The organism is Epibacterium sp. MM17-32, from assembly GCF_022348205.1.
Classification (GTDB): domain Bacteria; phylum Pseudomonadota; class Alphaproteobacteria; order Rhodobacterales; family Rhodobacteraceae; genus Epibacterium.
Genome location: NZ_JAKRFC010000020.1, coordinates 1 through 22,003, shown reverse-complemented (window position 1 = coordinate 22,003; position 22,003 = coordinate 1). Strand labels below are relative to the sequence as shown.

Annotated in this window: 18 protein-coding genes; 5 read left to right on the top strand and 13 right to left on the bottom strand. The window is 61.6% G+C overall.

Annotation, left to right across the window (positions count from 1 at the left end):
• Positions 1-12 precede the first annotated feature (12 nt).
• The 5 genes from MHM88_RS21220 to MHM88_RS21200 form a co-directional block, all read right to left on the bottom strand.
• Positions 13-2,901, bottom strand: a complete 2,889-nt coding sequence (locus tag MHM88_RS21220) for a hypothetical protein (protein ID WP_239368787.1) — start codon at positions 2,899-2,901, stop codon at positions 13-15.
• A gap of 383 nt (positions 2,902-3,284) precedes the next feature.
• Positions 3,285-4,439, bottom strand: coding sequence for a UDP-4-amino-4,6-dideoxy-N-acetyl-beta-L-altrosamine transaminase (pseC, locus tag MHM88_RS21215; protein WP_239368785.1), 1,155 nt, complete (start codon positions 4,437-4,439; stop codon positions 3,285-3,287).
• Positions 4,436-5,437, bottom strand: a complete 1,002-nt coding sequence (pseB, locus tag MHM88_RS21210) for a UDP-N-acetylglucosamine 4,6-dehydratase (inverting) (RefSeq protein WP_239368783.1) — start codon at positions 5,435-5,437, stop codon at positions 4,436-4,438. Before pseB ends, pseC begins: the two co-directional genes overlap by 4 nt.
• Positions 5,438-5,565: 128 nt before the next feature.
• Positions 5,566-6,387, bottom strand: a complete 822-nt coding sequence (locus MHM88_RS21205) for a glycosyltransferase family A protein (protein WP_239368781.1) — start codon at positions 6,385-6,387, stop codon at positions 5,566-5,568.
• Between the two features lie 8 nt (positions 6,388-6,395).
• Positions 6,396-7,145: a glycosyltransferase family 2 protein gene (locus tag MHM88_RS21200; protein WP_255734830.1), complete on the bottom strand. Its 750-nt coding sequence runs from the start codon at positions 7,143-7,145 to the stop codon at positions 6,396-6,398.
• A gap of 133 nt (positions 7,146-7,278) precedes the next feature.
• Here MHM88_RS21200 and MHM88_RS21195 point away from each other — a divergent pair, with 133 nt between their 5' ends.
• On the top strand, positions 7,279-8,208 hold the full coding sequence (locus MHM88_RS21195; RefSeq protein WP_239368777.1) for an N-acetylneuraminate synthase family protein: 930 nt from the start codon (positions 7,279-7,281) through the stop codon (positions 8,206-8,208).
• 130 nt (positions 8,209-8,338) lie between these two features.
• On the opposite strand, the gene MHM88_RS21190 is transcribed toward MHM88_RS21195, so the two are convergent.
• Positions 8,339-9,241: an ABC transporter permease gene (locus MHM88_RS21190; RefSeq protein WP_239368775.1), complete on the bottom strand. Its 903-nt coding sequence runs from the start codon at positions 9,239-9,241 to the stop codon at positions 8,339-8,341.
• Between MHM88_RS21190 and MHM88_RS21185 the strand changes: the two genes are divergently transcribed.
• From MHM88_RS21185 to MHM88_RS21175, 3 genes are all read left to right on the top strand, one after another.
• Complete coding sequence (locus MHM88_RS21185; RefSeq protein WP_239368773.1) at positions 9,227-10,720, top strand: sugar transporter; 1,494 nt, start codon at positions 9,227-9,229, stop codon at positions 10,718-10,720. The two genes, MHM88_RS21190 and MHM88_RS21185, sit on opposite strands and share 15 nt — an antisense overlap.
• A 10-nt stretch (positions 10,721-10,730) precedes the next feature.
• Positions 10,731-11,393, top strand: coding sequence for an ABC transporter ATP-binding protein (locus tag MHM88_RS21180; protein ID WP_239368771.1), 663 nt, complete (start codon positions 10,731-10,733; stop codon positions 11,391-11,393).
• Positions 11,394-11,554: 161 nt separating this feature from the next.
• Positions 11,555-14,107, top strand: coding sequence for a calcium-binding protein (locus tag MHM88_RS21175; protein WP_239368769.1), 2,553 nt, complete (start codon positions 11,555-11,557; stop codon positions 14,105-14,107).
• Between the two features lie 4 nt (positions 14,108-14,111).
• Here the strand turns inward: MHM88_RS21175 and MHM88_RS21170 are convergent, their stop codons facing one another.
• Both MHM88_RS21170 and MHM88_RS21165 read right to left on the bottom strand, forming a co-directional pair.
• Positions 14,112-14,726, bottom strand: a complete 615-nt coding sequence (locus tag MHM88_RS21170) for a sugar transferase (protein WP_239368767.1) — start codon at positions 14,724-14,726, stop codon at positions 14,112-14,114.
• On the bottom strand, positions 14,723-15,595 hold the full coding sequence (locus MHM88_RS21165; RefSeq protein WP_239368765.1) for an NAD-dependent epimerase/dehydratase family protein: 873 nt from the start codon (positions 15,593-15,595) through the stop codon (positions 14,723-14,725). Before MHM88_RS21165 ends, MHM88_RS21170 begins: the two co-directional genes overlap by 4 nt.
• A gap of 113 nt (positions 15,596-15,708) precedes the next feature.
• Between MHM88_RS21165 and MHM88_RS21160 the strand changes: the two genes are divergently transcribed.
• The gene (locus MHM88_RS21160; protein ID WP_239368763.1) at positions 15,709-16,821 is read left to right on the top strand and encodes a polysaccharide biosynthesis/export family protein; all 1,113 of its coding nucleotides are present in this window, start codon (positions 15,709-15,711) and stop codon (positions 16,819-16,821) included.
• A 15-nt stretch (positions 16,822-16,836) separates the two neighbouring features.
• Here the strand turns inward: MHM88_RS21160 and MHM88_RS21155 are convergent, their stop codons facing one another.
• The 5 genes from MHM88_RS21155 to MHM88_RS21135 all read right to left on the bottom strand — a co-directional run.
• Complete coding sequence (locus MHM88_RS21155; RefSeq protein WP_239368761.1) at positions 16,837-17,877, bottom strand: DUF2793 domain-containing protein; 1,041 nt, start codon at positions 17,875-17,877, stop codon at positions 16,837-16,839.
• 216 nt (positions 17,878-18,093) lie between these two features.
• Entirely contained in the window at positions 18,094-18,366 is a 273-nt protein-coding gene (locus MHM88_RS21150; protein ID WP_239368846.1) for a hypothetical protein, read from the bottom strand.
• 176 nt (positions 18,367-18,542) lie between these two features.
• Complete coding sequence (locus MHM88_RS21145) at positions 18,543-19,232, bottom strand: YjbF family lipoprotein (protein WP_239368759.1); 690 nt, start codon at positions 19,230-19,232, stop codon at positions 18,543-18,545.
• The gene (locus tag MHM88_RS21140; protein WP_239368757.1) at positions 19,229-21,394 is read right to left on the bottom strand and encodes a YjbH domain-containing protein; all 2,166 of its coding nucleotides are present in this window, start codon (positions 21,392-21,394) and stop codon (positions 19,229-19,231) included. Before MHM88_RS21140 ends, MHM88_RS21145 begins: the two co-directional genes overlap by 4 nt.
• 133 nt (positions 21,395-21,527) lie before the next feature.
• Positions 21,528-22,003 (bottom strand): polysaccharide biosynthesis protein (locus tag MHM88_RS21135; protein WP_239368755.1); only part of this gene is annotated, 476 nt, incomplete at its 5' end.

The window sequence follows — 22,003 nt, the reverse complement described above, 5'->3', positions numbered from 1 at the left end:
TTAGTGCAAATGTCAAAGCGACGCGGCTGCCATGACCGGAGCCGCCCCTGGCTCGGATCGCTCTCCCAATGCCCGCCCGATCAGCTCGGCCACAGCCGGTGACTGACCGGCGCGGTAGCTGTCCAGATCTTCCTTGAACCAATAGGGCGGATAGAGAACCTTGTTGGTGACCGGACGCGCGTGAAAGCGATAGGACTGGGTGAAGTTGTCATTGGCCATATAGTCCAGCCAGACTGCAGCCCGCTCAACCAGATCGGGCGCCACTTCGACCGTTTTTTCAAAGCGCAGGCAGGCCTCGAATTCTTCCCGGTTGGCAGGCTGAAAATGACCGATCGGATAATCGATGGGTGCATAATGCCCTGCCAAAACGCACGGGATACCCAAAAGCCCCAGCTCAACCGTGGTGGTGCCATTGTAGATCAGCCCCAGATCCATACGATCTTTCATGTCATGGATATCGAACCAGCGATGGCCGAGAAAGACGGCATTATCCCCCAACGGCTCATCAATCAGATCCCGGAAATACTCCGTTGGAAAGGTCGCGATCTGATTGTTCAACTCATGCGGATGCGGCTTGATCAGCAGCAGCGTGTCAGTGCCTTGGACCGCTCTAACACAGTGATTGATCCAGTCCTTCATATCCGCATGTGCAGGCCCTCCATCAAAAGGCACGCCACTATCGCAAACAACCTTTCCAAACGCACAAACGACTTTACCGCCCCGGGCCCGCCAAGAACGGATCCGCTGATCCAGTTCATCCGCCTCAACAGGTCGCCCCGAAGTTCCCTCAGTCGACCGCTTCACCTTTGTAATCGGAGCAAAGCGCTGTAATATTTCAGGAATTTCAGCCTGTTTTTCGTGATAATATTTCTCGAAGTTCTCTGGCAGAGGAAAACTCGCAGAGCGTACATGTGGATTTTCGGTCATGTTCCTCAAAACAAAACGTTGAGAAACATTCGTCGAAAAGTTGGTGAAGTAATTCTGATAGCCATTTGCTGCTGCTAAGTAGAAAAAACTCTCTGCATCCCCATGCTTATCACAAAAAAACCGGAACAAAGCATCTGGAAGCCGGTAGCTAAACAAGGAAATGCATGCTGTTTTCCGTCCAGACTGGCGCTGATGCGCACGTGCATATTGCAACACCCGTGCCATCGATCGGGTCCAATCCGCCAGCCCGCCCAGATAGCGCTGCAACTCGGGGCAGTCGTAATTAATGGAATAGCGGCGCCGGTTGATGGCCGCATCTTCCCAAACCGGATGCGACAGATCGATATCGCCCCAGCGGAGCAAGCCAGACCGGATATCCACGTGGAAATCGGTCACATCCGGCATCACCTCGCGGGCTTTCTTGCGCAGTCGGATCGTCGGGCTGATCGCCCCGTTCATCACGTCGATCGATGCATCCCCGGTCAGTTCCCGCGGCAACAGCCCCTCCACAAGCGGCACCACCGCCCAGCCACGTTTTTTGAATTCCAGCAGCACCATAAGCGGATAGCGGCGCAGGTGGTCGATATTGCGCGGCGCAATAAGCACCACCCCTTTGGGGTCGCGCGGCTGTGGCACGCTGGTAAAGATCTTCGCCGTCTCGATCAGGAAGCGAAGTTCTCCAGCCCGCTTGATCAGGCTGTAGTTGGTGTATCCATTCAACGCACTCGGGTTGGACAAGATTTGCCCATGCACTTCTCCGACGATCTCCAGCGCTTCCTTGAAACGCCCCTGCCGCTGCAGAATATTGGCGTAGTAAAGCAGCCCGTGCCGCCGCCGCATGGATTTGGGCAGAGCTGCAAAAAACGCATCTGCCTTGTCATAGGCCCGCGCAATCATCGCCCAGCGGAAATAGAACTGCATGTCGCGGTTGATCTTGGGGGGCAATCGCTCAAGCTTGCCGGCGATCTGTGCCGCGCAGTCAATATAGCCGTCACTACGGGCGATCGCCGCTGGCGCAGGCCACAATGCCGGCAACAGTTCATCCCGTTCGGACAAGCCCTTCAACTGCGCGATGATACGGGCTTCTGTGTCCACAATGCCCAGCCTCCTCGCGAGGTTGAGCCAACTGCACAGCGCCAAAACCGTCGCGACCATATCCTTCTGCAGAGCATCCTCGGAAAACAGGTTTTCCAGCTCCGGAGCCAGATCGTGCAAGCGGGTCCGCGCCAAGTCATAGCTGGACGTATAATCCGGCACGTGGCGAATGCCCGTCCGCATCATGTCTTCCACTGCCTGCAATTTCCCCCCCAGAGCGCGCGCTGCGGCAAACTCAGCGTCGCATATCTTCAGGTACCCTTCCCGGTCCCGACCTTGCAGGGCGTATTCCTTGAAGGACAAAAATTGCTTTTCCGCCTTCGAATCCGTTTCGATATCAGAGGCTGTGACGACCTGTCCCGAGACGTTCGGCGCCTTGGCGGAAAAAATGCGCCGATAGGCACCGCCCTCATCAGCCCAATCCATTTGCTCCCTGGCGATCTGATCGACCGCCCGCCAGGTGCTTTGCAGCAGTTTGAACCGACGTGACACCAACGCTTCCGGAGCATCAAACGGATGTGCAATTGCATGTACCAGAGACCGGTTGGCCGCATGGTAATTGTTGTCCATCGCACGACACAGCGCGATCAGATGGGTGAGGAAGGCGCTTTCCTTGAAGCGTTTCCGTGCCTTCAGCGCACACCGCAACAGGCGCTTGCGGCCAGGCTCACTCACAAGTTGCTGCGCAATCAGGCGCCCGGCCTGATACTGTCCCGCACGATAAGTACGCTCGAGTTCTGCCATGATTTCGAGGATCGCGACAAAGTCCTTGCGCTTGACATGTTTGGGCAGCAGCTCTCGCAACCGCCGAGCCCGCAGTTCGGCTCCGCGGTCGTATTCACCACGGCTTTCGTGAACCTTGGCCCGCGTATGCAGCACACGTGGGTCCTTGGGGTAGAAAAAGGTGGGGATCGACAGGCCGTGCAGTGCAGCGCCGGTCCAGCCGCATCTCAGACAAAGGCGGCTCAGCTTCAGAGGCAATTTTAGAAAGATTTTACGCCCAAGCCTGCTGTTCTTGAGCCGATTATAACTCCACCTAGAAATTGTTTTGCTCCTCTTCGCCGCGGCGCGCATTCCGCAGACTTGAAATATTCAAAATACGTCCCCACCAAGGGCTGATCACAGCACCCGGCCCCTTGTAAAAAGCCCCGCGCAGCTTGCCTAAGTCTGCTGAAAGCGCTCCTGTTCGCAGCGATTGACATATCTCAATCTGAACAAACAGGGCAAGTAATCCCGCCGTTAAGCGCCAATCCGCCGGAGGATTACATAAACACATCATGCAGACGCTCAATCACCGTTGCCTGATCATCCTCTGTCAAAGAGGCATACATCGGAATGGTAAGCATGCGGCTGTAATATGCCTCTGCATTCGGGCAATGCCCCGGCTCGAATCCAAGCCCCTGATACCAGGGCTGCAAGTAGACCGGGATATAAAGCACATTGACCCCGATCCCCAGCTGCCGCAGGCGATCAAAGGCGGCGGCGCGGTCCATCGGCGCATCATCGCCCACCAGCACCGGGTAAAGATGCAGGCCGGAGCGCTGATAGTCGGCCTGATGCGGCAGTTTCAGCGGCAACTCCGCCAAGGCCCAATCATAGGTCTCGCGGCGGGTATGACGGGCATCAATATAGCTGTCGAGCCGGGTCAGCTGGCTGCGGCCAAGCGCGGCCTGCATATCGGTGATGCGATAGTTATAGCCCAGCATGGTCTGCTGATAATACCACGGCCCGTCGCTCTCGCCCTGCATCCGCGCAGGGTCACGGGTGATCCCATGGGTGCGCAGCATCTGCATCCGCGCTGCCAGCTCATCATCATTGGTCATCGCCATGCCACCTTCGGCGGTGGTGATGATCTTGACCGGGTGAAAAGAGAAAATCGTGATGTCGGAATGGGCGCAATTGCCAACCGGCGCATCCCGATAGCGCCCGCCAACCGCATGGCTGGCATCCTCAACCACTGCAAACCCATAGCGCTCCCGCAGGGCTCCCAGCCGCTGCATGTCGCAGGACTGCCCGGCAAAATGCACCGGGACGACAACCTTCGGCAGCCGTCCGGCTTTGTCGGCCTCCACGAGCTTTTCTTCCAGCCGATCCAGGCACATATTATATGTGTCGGGATCAATATCGATAAAATCGACATCGGCACCGCAATAAAGCGCCGCATTGGAGGTCGCCACAAATGTATTGGGCGAGGTCCACAGCAGATCGCCCTGCCCCAGTCCCAGCGCCATATAGGCCACATGCAAAGCCGAGGTTGCGGAATTCATCGCAACCCCGTGCTTGACGTTGCAATAGCGCGCCAGATCCGCCTCGAAGGCCGCGATTTCGGGACCTTGAGTGATAAAATCACTCGTAAGCACCTCTCGCACCGCGGCCAGATCCGCCTCGGAGATGTCCTGACGGCCGTATGGGATCATAGCATGGCAGCCTTGTTGAACGCGACGATCTCATCAACAGAGAGGAAGTGCTCATTGGAGCCGGAATTATATTCAAACCCGGCCGGAACCTCTTTGCCCTCTTCCCCAAGCGCATTGGTGTTGAAAGCGTTTTCGCGGTCAAAGAATTTGATCGTGGGCTGCAGCACATAGTGATCGCCAAATTCCAGCGTCAGGTGGCTGTCATCTGCGGGGCACATGATTTCATGCAGTTTCTCACCGGGGCGAATGCCGACGATATGCTGCTCCAGTTCCGGCGCGATGGCGCGGGCCAGATCGGGGATCCGCACCGAGGGGATCTTGGGCACAAAGATCTCACCGCCATACATGCGCTCAAAGTTCTTCAGAACAAAATCCACACCCTGCTGCAGCGAGATCCAGAACCGGGTCATGCTGGCATCGGTGATCGGCAGCGAGGTCGCCCCCTGTGCCTTGAGGTTCTCAAAAAACGGCACAACAGAGCCGCGCGAACCCACCACATTGCCGTAGCGCGCAACCGAGAAGCGCGTGGGCTTGGAGCCCACCATATTGTTGGCGGCGACAAACAGCTTGTCAGAGGCCAGTTTGGTCGCCCCATAAAGATTGATCGGATTGGCCGCCTTGTCGGTCGACAGCGCCACAACCTTCTGTACGTTGTTGGCGATCGCCGCGTGGATGACGTTTTCAGCACCGTGGATATTGGTCTTGATACATTCCATCGGATTGTATTCTGCCGCCGGGACCTGTTTCAGCGCGGCGGCATGGATTACATAATCCACCCCTTCCATCGCGGACACCATCCGGTCACGGTCACGCACATCACCGATAAAGTAGCGCATTTGCGGTGCGTTGAAGGTCTGAGACATTTCAAACTGCTTCAACTCATCGCGGGAGTAGACGATAATCTTCTTCACCGAGTAACGCTCAAGAAGAGTCTTTACATACTTCTTACCGAAGCTGCCGGTGCCACCGGTGATAAAAATCGTCTTGTTGTTGAACATCTCGCCGTGCTCCTAAAGAATTTTGTGCTCGCTAGCCTGTTTGCCCGAATTTGACAACCTGCACACCACCGCAAAAACAGGACCTGTGGCACGCCTGCCGAACCGGTCTGTCGCGACATCATTCCATATCACTTCTGGCGCTCCGGCCACACGAACCGCCACATCGCACGGGCGCTTCCGAGGTTTCTACGATGCCGCACCGCATAGGCCAGCCGCACGGCCAGCGCGCCCCCCCTGAAAACGCGCCATATCACCGCCTGGCGCGCCCGCATAACGTCCGGATCGTCCCATTTATCCCCGGTACTGGCATGCGGATGTGCCCCAGTCTCGACCGGAAATGCCTGCCCCTTTCCCCCGGCGCGTAGCAGATCGCAGACAAAAATGTAGTCTTCCCCCAGACCATATGTCGCACCAAGGCCAAACTCCGAGTCGAACTGCACTCCAAGCGCCTGCACCCGCCCTTTATGTACCATGAACTCCGGGGCGCAGATCCGACCGCTGTTGAAACGCGTCAGAACAGTCGCACGAGCGCCCCGCGGCAATCGTCCAACACGCCAGCCGGCCGCCAAAACCAGGTCAGGATCATCAGAAAAACGATCACGCAACGCGAGAACTCCCTCCGGCACAAGAGCTACGTCATCGTCAGAAAAGAGGACCAGATCGCTTTGCGCCCGCAACAGCCCCGCATTCCGGCTATGGGACAGCCCGGAGCCTGGCAGAGGAACCACCGTCACATCGTCACGTCCCCTACAAAGCGCGGCCACGGCCTCGTGCGACGCCTCCGCTGGTGCCTGGTGCAGGACCAGATATTCCAGCCCCTGCCGAGGCGACGGCAGGACAATTCGCCCAATGCCCGCGCCCAGAGTGGAAATCGCCACCGTCACCAAGCGTAGAGATGCCTTGTCTGCAATCGCAGGCGCAGTATGCATATCTGCATCCCCCGGTTTCATTCCGCTCCCTATCCGCGCAAGAGCCGGCGCAGGAGATGACAGAACATATACCCTCCCGCGCGCCCCACAGACAGCCCCAGATGATGGCGGTACATAGACCAGGTCGCTTGCATCGCCCGTCCCCGTGCAGCCGTCAAGGACATCGGATTGACCACATGAACAGCCAAAGGATCCGTCAGCCCCAGCGCGGCATCACATCGCGACAGCAGCAAGAGCCAAAAGGCAAAGTCCTGCCGCATCCGAAGCGGTGGAAACGCCACGGTACCGAAATAGTCCCGGTCGTAGACCACCGTCAGACAGCCGATGACATTTCCATACAGCAATTGCGACCGGGTCACACGCGACGGGGGCCGTACCTGGTGTCTATGCCCCGTGCGCTGGCGCCAGAAGCCCGTGTAGGAAAAGACCGCTCCCGTCTCCTGCATGAAGGCAATCTGCCGCTGGAGCTTGTCTTCGAGCCAGAGGTCATCTGCGTCGAGAAACGCAATGTATTGCCCCTTCGCCTGGGCCAGGCCCGCATTGCGCGCGGCAGCTGCACCACTGTTCGCCGACTGGCACAATAGCCGAATCCGTGGATCTGTCCGGGCAAGCTGCGCGCAGAGTTCCGCTGATCCGTCTTGCGACCCGTCGTCAATCAGGATCAGTTCCCAATCCGCAAAGACCTGCGCCATGACCGAGGCAACCGATTGTTCCAAAGTCATTCTTGCATTGAAAACCGGCATGATGACAGAAACCGTCGGCACGCGTTCTGGCTGCATGTTAGCGCATGTCATCTGATGTCTTTTGTCGTTTGCCCGAGGTCGCCTGTGCGTTTACAAGTCTTTCATACAGAGACCCTCACCGGCCCGCAACACGGGCAACAGTATTCTCCAACGCATTGGACGACAGAACATGAACGAACACAAAATGCCCGTCAAAGTTATTGCCGAGATTGGGTGCAACCACAAAGGCGACCTGGAGATTGCCAAGGAACTGATCCGTGTGGCGGCCCATGTCTGCAAGGCGGATATTGCCAAATTCCAGAAGCGCCACAATCGTGAATTGCTGACCCCGGAGCAATATGACACCCCGCACCCGGTGCCGGAAAATGCCTATGGCAACACCTACGGCGCGCATCGCGAGTTTCTCGAACTGGACACCGACCAGCACAAGGAACTGATCCAGTGCTGCGCCGACAATGGCATCGCCTATTCCACCAGCGTCTGGGACCTGACCTCGGCCAAGGAAATGGCCGTCCTGAACCCGCCGCTGCTGAAGATCCCCTCGGCGACCAACCAGCACTATGATCTGCAAGGCTACCTCTGCGAAAACTACGCAGGCGAGATCCATGTCTCCACCGGCATGTCGACCGGCCAGGAAATCGTCGATCTGGTGAATTTCTACGCCGAGCGGGGCCGCGCCAAGGACCTCGTGGTCTATTCCTGCACCTCCGGCTATCCGGTCGCCTTTGAGGACATCTGCCTCTTTGAAATCCGCAACCTGATGGAAAAATTCGGCGCCACCGTCAAAGGGATCGGCTTCTCCGGGCACCACTTGGGCATTTCCGCCGATGTGGCGGCACTGGCCGTGGGCCGCGCCATGGAAGCCGACGGCAAGGGCAAATTCACCCATATCGAACGTCACTTCACCCTTGATCGCACCTGGAAAGGCACCGACCACGCCGCCAGCCTCGAACCCGACGGGCTGCGGCGCCTGTGCCGCGACCTGAAGAATGTCGACATGGCGTTGGCTTACAAAGGCCAGGACATCCTGCCGGTCGAACAGGTTCAACGCGACAAGCTGAAATGGGTCAAGGAGCAGCACGCTTCTGCTGCGGAGTAATCCGTAGCACCTATGCGCATAGAACAAAGTCAGGGCCGTCGGTTGTAGCCGGCAGCCCTTTTCAAATGGCGCATGTTGCAGGCCAGCTGTCGCTCCGCCTGCCCCGCGACACGAGACCGCTCTTCAAGGATCACTTGTAAAGGATATCCTTGCTGAAGCGACGCAATAACAGGATGCCAAAGAACATCGGGATCACGCCCCAGAGGCATACATAGGTCACAGAGATATAGGTCGGATCATAGCTGGCATAAAACCCGGTGCGCATCAGGCCGGTCAGATGCACCAACGGATTAAACCACAGCAACTCCTGCGCGAATCTGGGCAGGTCATCGTAGATATAAAAAACAGCAGAGATCAGCAGCAATGGGCGGGTGAGGATGTTCCAGACCGTCTTGTAGACCGGAAAGGAAAAACTTGCATACGCATTGAAGGTCCCCACGCCAGCTGCCAGCAAGACAACCAAGGCAAAGGTTTGCAGGAGAGGTTTGAAATCCATGATGACACGGATGTCCTCAATGGCAAAAACAGTTCCAAAGACAATCGCACTCACCATGAGCTGTGTCAGAACCGCAAGCACTCCCCGTGCCACAAGCGTGTCCACATAGGTCACCCGTGGATAGGCGAGCAAAGCCTGATTGAATCCGATCGCCCAGCCGACCGCACCGGACACTTCCTGAAACATCCGCAAGACCAGGAAACCGGTGGCATAGAACAAAAGAAAGCTCGTCCCGAGCGATGGCGACCGCAGCAGCATCGAAAATGCCAGGGTCAATACGGCAATCATCGCAAGCGGCTGCAAAACCGCCCACAAGTATCCTCCTGGACTACGCCCGTAGCTGGTGGACATCTCGCGCAAAATCAGCGCAACGATGGATCGCACGCCCCGGTAGCGCAGCTGAGGCCGGGCCGCCGGGCGGATCTCCTCAAGAACGGGCGCCTGTGTCATTTGAACTGGTACTTTCTTTTGTCGTGTGAAATCAGATAGGACGTTTTCAGAGCAACAGTTTGGACCATAGTCTTGGCGGACGATCAAACAAATCCCGTTTCTCCCGACAAGGCCGCGCCCACGGCGCCGGCAAAGGATGGTGCGGCCAAAGCCGCGGGGGATGCGAAAGCCCCCCCCAAGCCAAAGCCCGATCAGAAACCGGCGACGAAACCCGCGACCGCGGATAAGCCAAAGCCGAAGCCAGCCGCCAAAGCCGAAACTGCGGACAAGCCGAAACCGAAACCGGCCGCCAAAGCCGAAAACGCGGCCAAGCCAAAGCCCGATCAGAAGCCGGCGACAAAACCCGCAAGCGCGGATAAGCCAAAGCCGAAACCGGCCGCCAAAGCCGCAAATCCGGACAAGCCGAAACCGAAACCACCGGCCGATCCGATCTATGCTCCAGCGCGGGCGGCACAGACGAAGCCTCGACATTGGCTGTTGTTGCTGTCGTTCCTCATCTTCGTTTGCGCCCCATTGCTTCTGACTGCCGGCTATCTCTGGACCCGAGCTGTGGATCAATACACCTCAGAGCTCGGTTTTACAGTCCGGCGTGAGGAAGCCCCCTCCGCTGTCGACATTCTCGGTGGACTTACAAAACTGTCCAGCAACTCGTCTTCTGACAGCGACATTCTCTATGAATACATCCAGTCCCAGGAACTGGTGGAAAAGGTCGACGCCACGATCGACCTGCGGACGCGTTTCAGCCGCCATGCTGCGATCGATCCGATCTTCTCGCTGTCCAGGAACAGTTCCATCGAAGATTTGGTCGAGTATTGGCACAAGATGGTTTTGATTTCTTACGCCCCAGGCACCGGCCTTATAGAAGTGAAGGTAAAGGCCTTCACCCCGGAAGAAGCCCATGAGATCGCGCAGGTCATCTTTGCCGAGAGCTCTCGAATGATCAACGAGCTCTCCGCTATCGCCCGCGAGGATGCGATGCGCTACGCCCGGGAGGAACTGGACACTGCGGTCGAACAGCTAAAGACAGCCCGTCAGGCTCTGACGGCCTTCCGCTCACGCACCCAGATCGTGGACCCAAACGCCGACATCCAGCTGCAAATGGGCCTGCTGAACACGCTCCAACAGCAACTCGGATCCGAGCTGGTCGATTACGATCTGTTGCTGACCAGCGTGCGGGAGGATGATCCCCGTCTGCAACAATCCCAACAGCGCATCAATGCGATCCGCGAACGCATCCGCCAAGAACGCGAGAAATTCGGCGGCGGCGGCGCGGCATCCAGAGGCGACGGCGAGGACTACGCCACCCTCGTGTCGGAATTTGAACGACTCAGCGTGGACCGGGAATTCGCCGAACAGAAATACACCGGAGCCCTGCAGAACTACGACGCCGCACAGGCAGAAGCGCAGCGTCAGAGCCGCTATCTGGCAGCCTACCTGAACCCAACATTGGCACAGAGCCCGCAATACCCGCGCCGCGCCCTGCTGCTCGGGCTGACAGCGCTGTTCCTTTTGGTGGTCTGGGCAACTCTGGTGCTGATTCTCTACTCGCTTCGGGATCGCCGCTGAGGCCGACACCATGATCGTCCTGGAAAACCTCACCAAGAGCTTCATCACCCCAAACGGGCGTAAATACGTGGCCCGTGACATTAACCTTGCGATTCCAATGGGCAAAGCAATCGCCCTGCTGGGGCGAAACGGAGCCGGCAAGTCCACCATCCTGCGCATGATTTCCGGCAATATGAATCCGGACTCAGGGCGCATTCTGTCAAGCGGGTCGGTCTCTTTTCCAGTCGGATTTGCCGGCTCCTTCCACCGTGATCTGACCGGTGCGCAGAATGCCCGTTTCGTCGCGCGCATTTACGGGGTGGATACGGATGAGATGTTGGATTTCGTTGACGATTTCGCCTCTCTCGGTGGACATTTGCACATGCCAGTACGCAGCTATTCCTCGGGCATGCGTTCACGGCTCGCTTTCGGGATCTCCATGGCATTGCATTTTGACACCTACCTGGTCGACGAGGTGACCTCGGTCGGCGACAGTGCCTTTCGGCGCAAGAGTGCCGCCATTTTTAAGGCTCGCATGAAACATGCCTCGGCCATCGTGGTGACCCACTCTCTGGCCGAGGTGCGCAACCTTTGCAATGCGGGGGCCGTGCTCGAAAACGGCGAGGTCACCTACTTTGACGATGTCGAAAAAGCCATCGCCCAACATCTCTACAACATGAAGAACAGTAAATAGAATCTGCCGGTCTCCTCGACTGCGATCTCCGTTTTTCCATCGCAAAATCTGGAAACAATCCGCAACACTGTCCCTGCTTTGGCCACATATCGGACACAGCCGGCCCACCCCAGACCGTCAAGTTAGCCCTCGGGTTCAACGACAGGCCGGGGTGGGCCGACATGACGACATTCACGACAACAGGATACATCCAGACGGCAGCCAAGCTGCATGCAGCCACTGCGCCGCGGCTGGTGCTGGAGCAGGCCTCGGACCAGATCGGGATCGCCCTGCATATGGGAGCAGGCGACACCGTTCATCACTTCCGCCTTTCCGGCGAGGCCCTCCGCTATCATCAGAATGCGACGGAGAGCGCCGACGAAACCTCCTTCTCCCTCGGTATGGAGCGGGTGTCTTTGCGCAGCGATGCGCTGACTGCCCTGGTCGAGGGCAGCGGCGGCCTGTCGCGCAGCCAGGCCTTTTATGATGATGAAACCGGGTTTTCCGGGGATCGTTTCAGCCTCATGGCCACCACCGGCACCGGCCGTGAGATCCTGGTGGCGGCAGGCCTTGACCGGCCGGGGCTTGTGACCCTCGCCTGGAACAACGGCACGCCCACCCCGCTGGCCAGTCGCGGTGATACCAGCAGCACCTATCTCGGCGATGTGCAGATGATGGCGGGCGCCGCCCTGGGCGGCCAGCAATATGTCTTTGCCGCCTCGGGGCTGGAAGCGGGCATCAGCGCCTACCGCCTCGACAGCGCCGGGCGGCTCTCCCATGTGGACAGCCTCGGGGCCCGGGACGGGGTTGGTATCCATGCGCCGACCGCGCTGCTGGCAACCGAAGCCGGCGGCCAGCCGGTCCTGCTTCTGGCCGCGGCGGGCAGCAGCTCGATCTCGGTCATCGGCCTGGGCAGCACAGGTCAACTCAGCCTGCTGGATCATCAGACCGACACGCTCAGCACCCGCTTTGGGGCCGTCACAGTGATGGAGGCCATCACCCATGGCGGCCAGACCTATGTGGTGGCGGGCGGGGGCGACGACGGGCTCACACTCTTTGCCCTTCTTGAGGGCGGTCAGTTGCTGGCGCTCGACAGCCTGGCCGACAGCACCGGTCTCGGGCTCGACAATGTGAACGGGCTGGCGCTGCGGATGATGGGCGACACATTGCATGTCTTTGCCACCTCCGAAACCGAAGCAGGCCTCACGCATGCCGCTGTGCCCCTCGCCGCCACTGCCGTGCAGGCGGGCGGCAGTGGCAATGACACATTGACCGCCGACGTCAGCGGGGGCGTCCTCCTTGACGGGCACGGCGACGACCGGCTGGTGGGGGCTGCGGGTGCCGATGTCTTTGTTCTGGCAGCCGATGGCGACCACGACGAGATCCATGCCTTTGATCCGGAGGCTGATCGCATCGACCTCAGCGCCTGGAGTGGCCTCACCTCGGTGACCCAGCTGGAGATCACCTCACAAGACGATGGCGCTCAACTGCGCTATGGCTCCGAGAGCCTGCGCCTTTACACCCAGGATGGCAGCGCACTGGCGCTGGAGGATTTCCTGCGTCAGGATCTGCTCGGTCTATACCGACCGCAGCCGGAAACGGACGCACCGGTGATCATGACCGGCTCTGGTCAACTGGTCGGCGGCAGCGGCGAGGATCGTCTGACCGGGCGCAATAGCAACGACGATCTCTTTGGCCAGGACGGCGATGATCACCTGCTGGGCGGGGCCGGACGCGACACGCTCTGGGGCGGGGCCGGCCACGACAGCCTGCAAGGAGGGGACGACAGTGACCTGCTCTATGGCGAGGATGGCAATGACATGATGGAAGGCGGCGGCGGCCATGACCAGTTCTACGGCGGCTTTGGCGACGATCACCTGGTCGGCGGGACCGGGGCCGACAGCCTGATGGGCGAAGAGGGCAATGACACGCTGGAGGGCGAGAGCTCCACCGATCTCCTCTATGGCGGCGCAGGCAATGACAGCCTCTCCGGCGGTACTGGCGATGACACGCTCTATGGCGGAGAGGGGCATGACCGGCTGTTCGGCAACACCGCGCTCGACACCATCTACGGCGAGGGCGGCAACGACTATATCTCCTCCGGCGATGGCGTGGATTACGTCGAGGGCGGCAGCGGCAACGACACCATCCATGGCCGCTCCGGCTGGGACAGCCTGTTTGGTGGCGACGGCGACGATCTTCTTTATGGCAGCGCCGGTGACGATCTGCTGCACGGCGGCATTGGCAATGACTGGATCTCTGCCGGATCGGCCTGGGACAGCCTCTATGGCAACTCCGGAAATGACACGCTGTATGGCAACTTCGGCTCCGATGTGATGTCAGGCGGAGACGATGATGACGTTCTTTATGGCGGCACCGGAGACGACACGCTGCGCGGTGGCAATGACAACGACACACTCTACGGCAACCAAGGGGTCGATCATCTCGAAGGCGGTCGCGGCAACGACCTTCTGCGTGGCGGCACCTTGGCCGACACTTTCATCTTTGCACGGGGCCATGACCGGGACGAGATCGAGGACTTCGCCCTTGGTGAGGATATTCTTCAGTTGGCCACCTCGCTCCTCGACGGGCAGGACACCGGTGCCGCTGTTCTCGCAGCCTATGGCGAGGTTACGTCCGGCGGCGTGCTGCTGGATTTTGGCAGCGGAGACCAGATCCTGATGTCCAACCTCTCCCGTCTCGACGGGCTGGCATCGGATATCGAGATTTTTTGACTCCTCAGCGCCCGCGCCGGAATAGGTTGCCGATGGTCTGGAACACCAGATCAAAGTCGTAGCACATGTTCCGGTGACGCTGGTAAATCAGGTCCAGCCGCGCCTTGGCCGGCACGCAGGTGCGGGAATAGACCGCATCGGTCTCCTCGCGCGTGGCGCAGCGCTCCAGCAGCATCGCCTCGTGCTTGTGATAGGTGATCGAGGCCAGCCCGGTCACCCCCGGGCGCGACTTCAGCACCTCGGCGTAAATTTCCGGGTGCGCCTCCACATATTGCCGCAGCGGCGGGCGCGGGCCGACAAAGCTCAGGTCGCCTTTGAGGATGTTCCAGAGCTGCGGAAACTCATCCAGCCGCTTTGAGCGCAGCCAGGCGCCGGTTTTGGTGACCCGCGCCGCCTTGTCGCCGCCAGAGACGCCGCTGTCCTCGTCCACAACGGTCATGGTGCGCAGTTTCCAGAGTCTAAATGGGCGATTCACGCCTTTCATCCGCTCTGCCACGTAAAAGACCGGACGGCCTTCCTTCAGCAAGAGCCAGGCCAGAAGGCCGAGCAGGATCGGACCCAGGATCACGATCAGCAGCGTCACAAAAAACAGATCGAACAGGCGTTTGTCCCAGGTCATGGGCGGAGGGTTTCCTTCATATGTGGCTCTAACAAGGCCATTTCCGCCACCATCCGCGCCGGATCGGCCCCCGGCAGCGACATCCGTGGCGCCAGAAACCCGCTGAGGCGGGAGAGGTCAAGCGCCACCTCCGGGATTGCGCTCGGCGGCGCGGGCACTGTTGCAAAATCCCGCCCCGCCGCCTGCAACAGCGCTCCCATCTCGATCAGGCCGGGCTGGGCGATGTTCAGCACCCCGGGCAGGTCGGGAACGTCCAGGACGGCGGCGATCACATCGGCCAGTGTCAGCACCCCGATGTAGCTGCGCCTAGGGGTGCGCCCGTCGGTGAACCGGTCCAGCCGGAATCCCGGCCGCCAGCCGCCAAGGATCGCATCAAAACCTGCAATGTTGCCGATGCGCAGCACGGCAACCTCCACCCCCAACTCTGTGGCCAGGGCGCAGGCCCGCGCCTCCATCTCGGCCTTGGCCACGCCATAGGGATTGGCCGGGGTCAGCGGAGTCTCTTCCGTCAATGGCCCCTGCCCCGCGCCATAGACCGCCGACGACGACACAAGCACCACCCGCACGCCCGCCGCCGCCCCGGCCCGCACCGCCGCCTCCGCCAACCGGGTGTTGTCCGCCAGATCGCCTCCGCGCCCCGGCACGGATCCGGCCAGGCAGAGGATCTGCCCCGCGGCCTGTGCGGTGGACACCAGCACATCCGGCTGTCCAAGCGGATCACACAGACGCCACTGTGCCCCCGGTTGCCGGTGCCGTGTCTGCCAGAGCGCCGCCTCCACCCCCCAACGGTACCGCAGCACCCGCCCGATGCGGCCGGTGGCCCCGAGCACAAGGGGCGTTAGCAGGAATGTCACAGGCGCGCGGGTCATTGCTCTTGGATCCTGTTTGCAAGGGGGCAATCATTGACGATACTCCCCCCACCAGTATGGTGCCTGCAACATATTCACAAACACGCCCCGACTGCCATCGGGACAAGGACTTCATGCTGAAACTTCCGCTTCTGGTTGCCGCCCTCGCCACCGCCTTTCTCCCCGCTGCCTGTGCCCGCCTGCCCGGCGGCGCCCCTGCCAGCGAGGAAATACTGGCATCGGCCAGCGATGCGGATGCGGATTTTGCCCTCTACACGGTCAATCGGGCCTTCCTGCCCACGGTGGCGCATTGGCCGCCCACCGGCAAACAGGAAACCCTGCCCTGGATCAATGCCAGCCGGGGCCCCAAGACCCAGATCATCCGGCCAGGTGATCGTCTGTCGATGCAGATCTGGGACAACAACACCAGTTCTCTTTTGACGTCAAACGGACAGAAGATGGTGCAGTTGCAGGACGTGCGTGTGGCGGCCAACGGGTCGGTCTTCCTGCCCTATGTGGGGGATGTGAACGTCAACGGCATGACCCCGGAGCTGGCGCGCGAAAAGCTGCAGCAGGAGCTGGAAAGCATCGTGCCCTCCGCCCAGCTGCAACTCGACATGACCGAGGGGCGCAACAATTCGGTCGATCTGGTCTCCGGCGTGATCACCCCCGGCACCTATCCGATGCCGGATCGAAATTATTCGGTGATGGGGCTGATTGCTGCCGGCGGCGGCATTGCCGCCGGGCTCAACAATCCACAGATCCGCCTGATGCGCGGCGGGCAGCTTTATGGCACCTCGGTGGACAGCCTGCTCAATCATCCACAAAAGGACACGCTGCTGCGGGGCGGCGACCGGGTCTTTGTCGAGGAGGATGCGCGCTATTTCCTCTCGTTCGGGGCCACCGGTACCGAGGATCTGCATATCTTCACCAAGGATGAGGTCTCGGCGATGGATGCGCTGTCGATCTCCGGCGGGTTCCAGGACAGCAAGGCCGATCCCAAGGGGCTGCTCATTTTACGGGAATACCCGGCCTCCGCGGTGGCACCGGGTGTGCGGGGACCACGGCAGACGAGGGTGGTCTTCACCCTGGACCTGACCTCGGCGGACGGGCTGTTCTCGGCCCGCAACTTCCAGATCAACCCCGGCGACCTGGTCATGGCCACCGAAAGCCCGATCAACGACGCGCTGACGATCTCCAATCTGGTCGGCAATATCTTCGGGGTGTTCAGCCGCGCCGGTCTCTGATCGGCGCGACTTGCGCTAGCCCCAGCGTCCCACCGCCAAACAGGCCACACCGTCACCCGGTTGTGCGACCCCGGCCGCGTCATAGCTCTCCGGGGTCACGCTGCTGGTGCTGAGCGCGGTGGCAGCCAGCATGCGCGGTGCGCTCTCGGTCGACGTCAGGCTCACCACCGGGGCGGCATCAAAAGCCTGCGGAAAGCTCCAGCTGCTGCCGGCACTGCGCGCCGCCCAGCAGATCTGGGTGCCGTCGGCCAGCCGCAGCCAGTCGCCACCGCCATTGCTGCCCTGCTCCAGCACCGCCCCGGTCGGCACCCCGCCCGACAGCGCCACTGCCCCCAAGAGATTGCCCGGCCCATAGCCCCAGTCCGCCCGCATCAGCCGCCCGGCGGTGGTATCGCTGGCCGAAGCCTGCACCGCCGCCCCGCTCAGGTGCCCGCTGGCAGGATCGGCGCGCAGGGCTTCGGTCCAGGAGCTGCCATCCGGGCTGACCTTGAGGGAAAAGGCAGTCTCCCCCGCCAGCCCCATCTCCGCATGGCCGCTCCAGCCGGACTGGAACAGCAGACTGGCCGTATCGCTGGCGCTGGCCTTGTTGATCTTCAACTGATGGCCCGCGCCGACATGGGTCAGCAGCGTGGCGGGACCGGCAACCGCCAGCGGGTTCTGCGCATCCGGGCTGGTGCCCACACCAAGCCGGTCGCGCACCTCGGCCTCCACGGCGCTCCAACTGCCGCCCTGTCGCACCACCAGTTGCGCGCTGTCGCGCGCCCAGGCCCGCCAGCCCTCGGCGGCATCGAAGAACAGCCAGGCGCCATCGCTCCAGGCGGCCAGCCGCCCGCCCTGCCCGGCCCAGGCGCCGACGGGGCTGGCGCCGATGGCATAGATGTCGCCCGGCCCGGGATCCGCCGGCGGCGTCTCGCACGCCAGTTCTTCAAGCACCAGCTGCACCACCAGATCGAGCCTGTGCAGCGCGTCATTGTGAGTCACATGTTTCTGCGCCTGCGCGGGCATCAGATAGGGCAGGTCAAGACGGTCGGAACACTGGGGCGAGGTCGGAGACATGAGGCAGAATCCTTCGGTTGCAGGCAATCTGCCCCGATCCTGCAGGTTTCCTCTGAAAACGCACCCAACAGGGCGCACGCCCGATTAACCGGCCCGCTGGCCCAGGCCACAGACAGAATCACCCCAAAAAAAAACGGGCCCCCTCCGACGGGGACCCGTTTCGATTTTATTCTGCATGACAGCCTCTCGGGGAGCGACCCCGGGGGCTGCCGCAAATCAGTTGGTGGTGGTGGTGGTGGAAGTGTCGTCGTCATTGACAACAACAGCCACGACGGCCGCTGCGGCAACAGCAGCAGCAGCAATGCCCGCTGCGCCCAGACCGCCAACACCCAGACCTGCGCCCGCTGCGGCGCCTGCGCCGGCGCCTGCACCTGCTGCGCCACCGGCACCACCGGCGCCGGAACCGCCAGCAGCAGCACCCTGCTGCTGGGCAACAACACCGGTTGCGGCCATGATGGCCAGCGCGGAAACTGCGATAATGTTCTTCATGTCTTCAAAACTCCTGTGGAGATATGGGATATCCTCGCAGGGACCCTAAGTCAGGCCCCGTTTCTTTTCAACGCCCTGACTAGCATCAAGATCCTTGCTTTTTCGTTTTTATTTCGCCGTTGCCAAAAAAACGCGACATCCTGCGGCCAGATCGGCAAGGTTTTGCCCCCGGCGGCTCAGATCACGACCTGACGCAGCCGGATATAGCCCACCTCCGGCCCGGCCCATTGCCGCGACTGCCACAGACGACCACTGCGGGAATCAACCCAGTAGTCATTGACGATATGCCCGCCCTGCGGCCCGGTGCAGCGTTCCTGCACATGGCGGGTGGCATAGCGGAGCCCCACGATCTCCAACTCATGCGCGCCAAGGTCTTTCACCTCGCAGGCCAGACGCACCCGGTAGGAGGCACTGTCATCGCCGCGGAACTCATAGCTACGCTGGCCCCCGCCTGCCGGTCCCATGGGCCCCTGCCCGTCCGCCGGCACGTCGGCGGACAGCAGCGTGCCGCGCAGCCCGCGGGTGGAGATCAACAGCCCGTCGCGAAACCCGAAGGTGATATTGTCCACCGTGCGCCAGACCTCGATTCGCCCGGGCAGGTCGTCCTGGCGCGCCAGTTGCAGCGTCACGTAGTCCCGCAGATCCTCCGACTCGATCACCACCTCCAGATGTGGCTCCTCGATACTATTCAAAAGCGCCCGCGTCAGGGTGGGCGGCTGCGGCTTTTCCTTGCCCCAGGGCAGCTGCTCCCGCAGCACCTGGCCGATTTCCAGCTCCAGCGGCGTGTCTTCCGGCCCGCGGGCGCAGCCGACCAGCACGGCCAGCCCCAGCAGCGCCGCCGGGATGTGGCGCAGCAGATGTCTCATTCCCAGAACCTCGCGCGTTGTTCCTGCAGGCTCTTGCGGTGGGCACTGCGCACCTGGCCATAAAGCCGCCCCGGCACCGACACCCGCTGCCCCCCGTCCCGCTGCACCGGACGGATGGTCAGCCCGTAGGCGTTGCGGGAGGGCTGGCCGAGCAGCCAGCCAAGCGGGATCGACAGCTTGATCCCCTTGTCAAAGGAGCCCTCGCCGAAGTCCTCCGCCGAGACATCGGTCAGGGTGAAAAAGCCCCCCAGCTGCCAGCCATTGTTGAAAGTCCGGGTCAGCGACACGGTGCCGCCGATGTCACCGGCCAGATAGCGGCCCGCATCCACCTGCAGCAGGTAGTTCTTCGGCAGTTCCAGATAGGCCGAGGCATGCCCCGTCAGCACATCATAGTCCCGAAAGCCGAACCGCTGGTTGAAATCGCGCTGGCGCACATAGTTCAGCTCCGCCCCCAGGCCAAGCCGGCTGTTCGGCGGCTTCCACAGGAGTTCCCCGGACAGCCCGCCATACATGCTTTCGAAATACCCCACCGAGGCGCGCGCATAGAGGTTGCGGCCCGGCGTCCAGCGCCGCTCCGCATAGAGCTGCTCCAGCGTGGTGTCGAACTGAGCGTATTCATACTGATCGGTGCGCACCGCCGGCAGCTTCGAGCTGCCCGGACGGCCATCGGCCACATTGCCCCAGACCCGCTGCCGCAGCGCCCCGGCAAATTTCCAGCCCGGCGCCGGGCTGTAGCTGGCCTTCAGATCGACGCCGAAATCGATCCGGAAGGGCACCGACGGATCAAAATAGGAGGGCGAGGTATAGGGGGTGAAGGAAGTGGAAAACGCCGGGTAGAGCTCTTCCGAGACCAGGGCCTCGGAGGCAACCGGACCGGCATCCTTGACCGCGGCCACCGCCCAGATCGCATCCGCCGCCTCTGGCGAGAACTCCAGCGCCTCCAGGTCGGAACGGCGGATCTCCACCGCAGACAGCCCCAGGCCCCCGGAGGTGGGCACGATCCGGAAGGTCTCGACCGAGGGCGGCAGGCTGCGCGCCATCGCCCGCGCCGTGCGCCCCACCGCCAGCGATTGCGACAGGTAGCGGGTGTTGCGAATGCGGGCCTCGGCGCGGGTGCCCTCCAGCGTCACGCTTTCCAGGATCAGCCCGTCCTGCTGGAGCGCTTCGGCCAGGAGGTCGCGGGTCTTGACGCGCGCGGTACGGCTGCCGGCCCAGCTCTCGGTCCACAGCGCCTCATCCTGCGCCCAGACGCTGCGGGGCACCACCGGCGTCGGCGCCGGAAGCTGCATGCGCGTGGCCGGATGGCGCGGGTTCATCTGGATCTGGGCGGTGATGCCGAATTCCGACCCATAGAGGTAATAGGCCCCCAGCCGCAGCTGCCGGCTGGCCTGGTATTCCACCCCGAAATTGAAATCCGACTTGCGCTCGAACACACTGGCCTGTTGCGTCTCCTGCACATACGCATCCGAGGAATACTCCGCCTTCACCCCCCATTTTCCATAGGTCCATTCCACCCCGGCAAAGGGCGCGACATCGCCGCGGAACCACTGGTCAGTGGACAATTCGCCGCCGGTATCCCCGGCGGTAAAGCTGCCCCGATCACCCAGCGTGGCGATGCTGCCGCTGGAGCCGAGACGCCCCCAGCCCAACCCTGCGGTAACCTTGAGCCGCCCCGGCAGCGACTGGGGGGTCAGGTGCTTTGTCGCAACCAGATACTCCCCACTGTAAATCCCCGTGCCGGCAAAATCCTGCAACCCCACCGCAACAGCAGGGCGATAGCGCCCTTCGTCCCAGAGGCGGAACCGCACATCGAAATTGCGGTCGTAGTAATCCCCGAACCCAAAGAGATTTCGATCCTTGGTTTCCGTATAGCGAAACCCCACCATAACGCCCGGCAAGGCCTGCGCCAGCAAGTTGATCCGCGTGATACCGGCAAAACTGGCAACCGAAGGCGCAAATTGTGCATCCGGCATCATCTCGGCACTGGGCATGTCGATCAGCCCCGGCATCCCGTAGAAATTAAGGCTCGGGGTCTCCGGCCAAGCAAAGCCCTGCGGCGTGTCGGTGTCGGCCATCAGCGGTGCCGCGAGGCCACCGCCGAACGCGAGGACCATCCAGAAAGGCGCGGCGCGCTGGGGCGTCCGGGGGCTGCGGCGTGTCACGGGCGGGGGTATCCTTGGTCCGTCATCTGTCCTGTCGTCCGGCCCGTCGGTGGCACCGGTGTTTCCTGCTTACTGCCCCAGTTGCCCGCCCCGTTCAACGGGCGGGAGCCGCTTTCTGGGCCGCTGTGGCTTTTCAGGACATCTTGCGGTCCTCCTGCGGCTGCACATAGCCCTCGACCCAGCGCGCGATCACCCGCCGCGCACCGGCGCCATCGCCCGCCGCCACCACCTGGCGCAGCGCCCGCATCAGGGCGGCCACCTCGATTTCCGACAGCACCGCCTCGCGGGCGCAGAAGATCTTGGGATGGGCGGTGGTGGTCAGTTCGGTGGAGAGCGTCAGCTCCTCCTCCATCTTCTCGCCGGGGCGCAGCCCGATGATGTCGATGGCAATATCCCCGTCGGGGTTCGCCGCATCGCGCACATGATATCCGGCGGCCTCGATCACCTGGCGGGCCAGTTGCAGGATCGACACCGGCTCGCCCATGTCGAGCACAAAGACCTCGCCCCCCGTCGCCTCGGCCCCAGCCTGGAGCACCAGCTGCACCGCCTCGCGGATGGTCATGAAGTAGCGTTTGACCCGCGGATCGGTGACGGTGACCGGCCCCCCCC

Coding starts and splice junctions, on each gene's coding strand:
- MHM88_RS21200 (WP_255734830.1), bottom strand. CDS start 7,145: ATGCAGCCAGAACGCGTGCCGACGGTTTCTGTCATCATGCCGGTTTTC.
- MHM88_RS21160 (WP_239368763.1), top strand. CDS start 15,709: ATGCTGAAACTTCCGCTTCTGGTTGCCGCCCTCGCCACCGCCTTTCTC.
- MHM88_RS21145 (WP_239368759.1), bottom strand. CDS start 19,232: ATGAGACATCTGCTGCGCCACATCCCGGCGGCGCTGCTGGGGCTGGCC.
- MHM88_RS21150 (WP_239368846.1), bottom strand. CDS start 18,366: ATGAAGAACATTATCGCAGTTTCCGCGCTGGCCATCATGGCCGCAACC.
- MHM88_RS21170 (WP_239368767.1), bottom strand. CDS start 14,726: ATGACCTGGGACAAACGCCTGTTCGATCTGTTTTTTGTGACGCTGCTG.
- MHM88_RS21155 (WP_239368761.1), bottom strand. CDS start 17,877: ATGTCTCCGACCTCGCCCCAGTGTTCCGACCGTCTTGACCTGCCCTAT.
- MHM88_RS21180 (WP_239368771.1), top strand. CDS start 10,731: ATGATCGTCCTGGAAAACCTCACCAAGAGCTTCATCACCCCAAACGGG.
- MHM88_RS21175 (WP_239368769.1), top strand. CDS start 11,555: ATGACGACATTCACGACAACAGGATACATCCAGACGGCAGCCAAGCTG.
- MHM88_RS21195 (WP_239368777.1), top strand. CDS start 7,279: ATGAACGAACACAAAATGCCCGTCAAAGTTATTGCCGAGATTGGGTGC.
- pseC (WP_239368785.1), bottom strand. CDS start 4,439: ATGATCCCATACGGCCGTCAGGACATCTCCGAGGCGGATCTGGCCGCG.
- MHM88_RS21165 (WP_239368765.1), bottom strand. CDS start 15,595: ATGACCCGCGCGCCTGTGACATTCCTGCTAACGCCCCTTGTGCTCGGG.
- MHM88_RS21205 (WP_239368781.1), bottom strand. CDS start 6,387: ATGAAACCGGGGGATGCAGATATGCATACTGCGCCTGCGATTGCAGAC.
- pseB (WP_239368783.1), bottom strand. CDS start 5,437: ATGTTCAACAACAAGACGATTTTTATCACCGGTGGCACCGGCAGCTTC.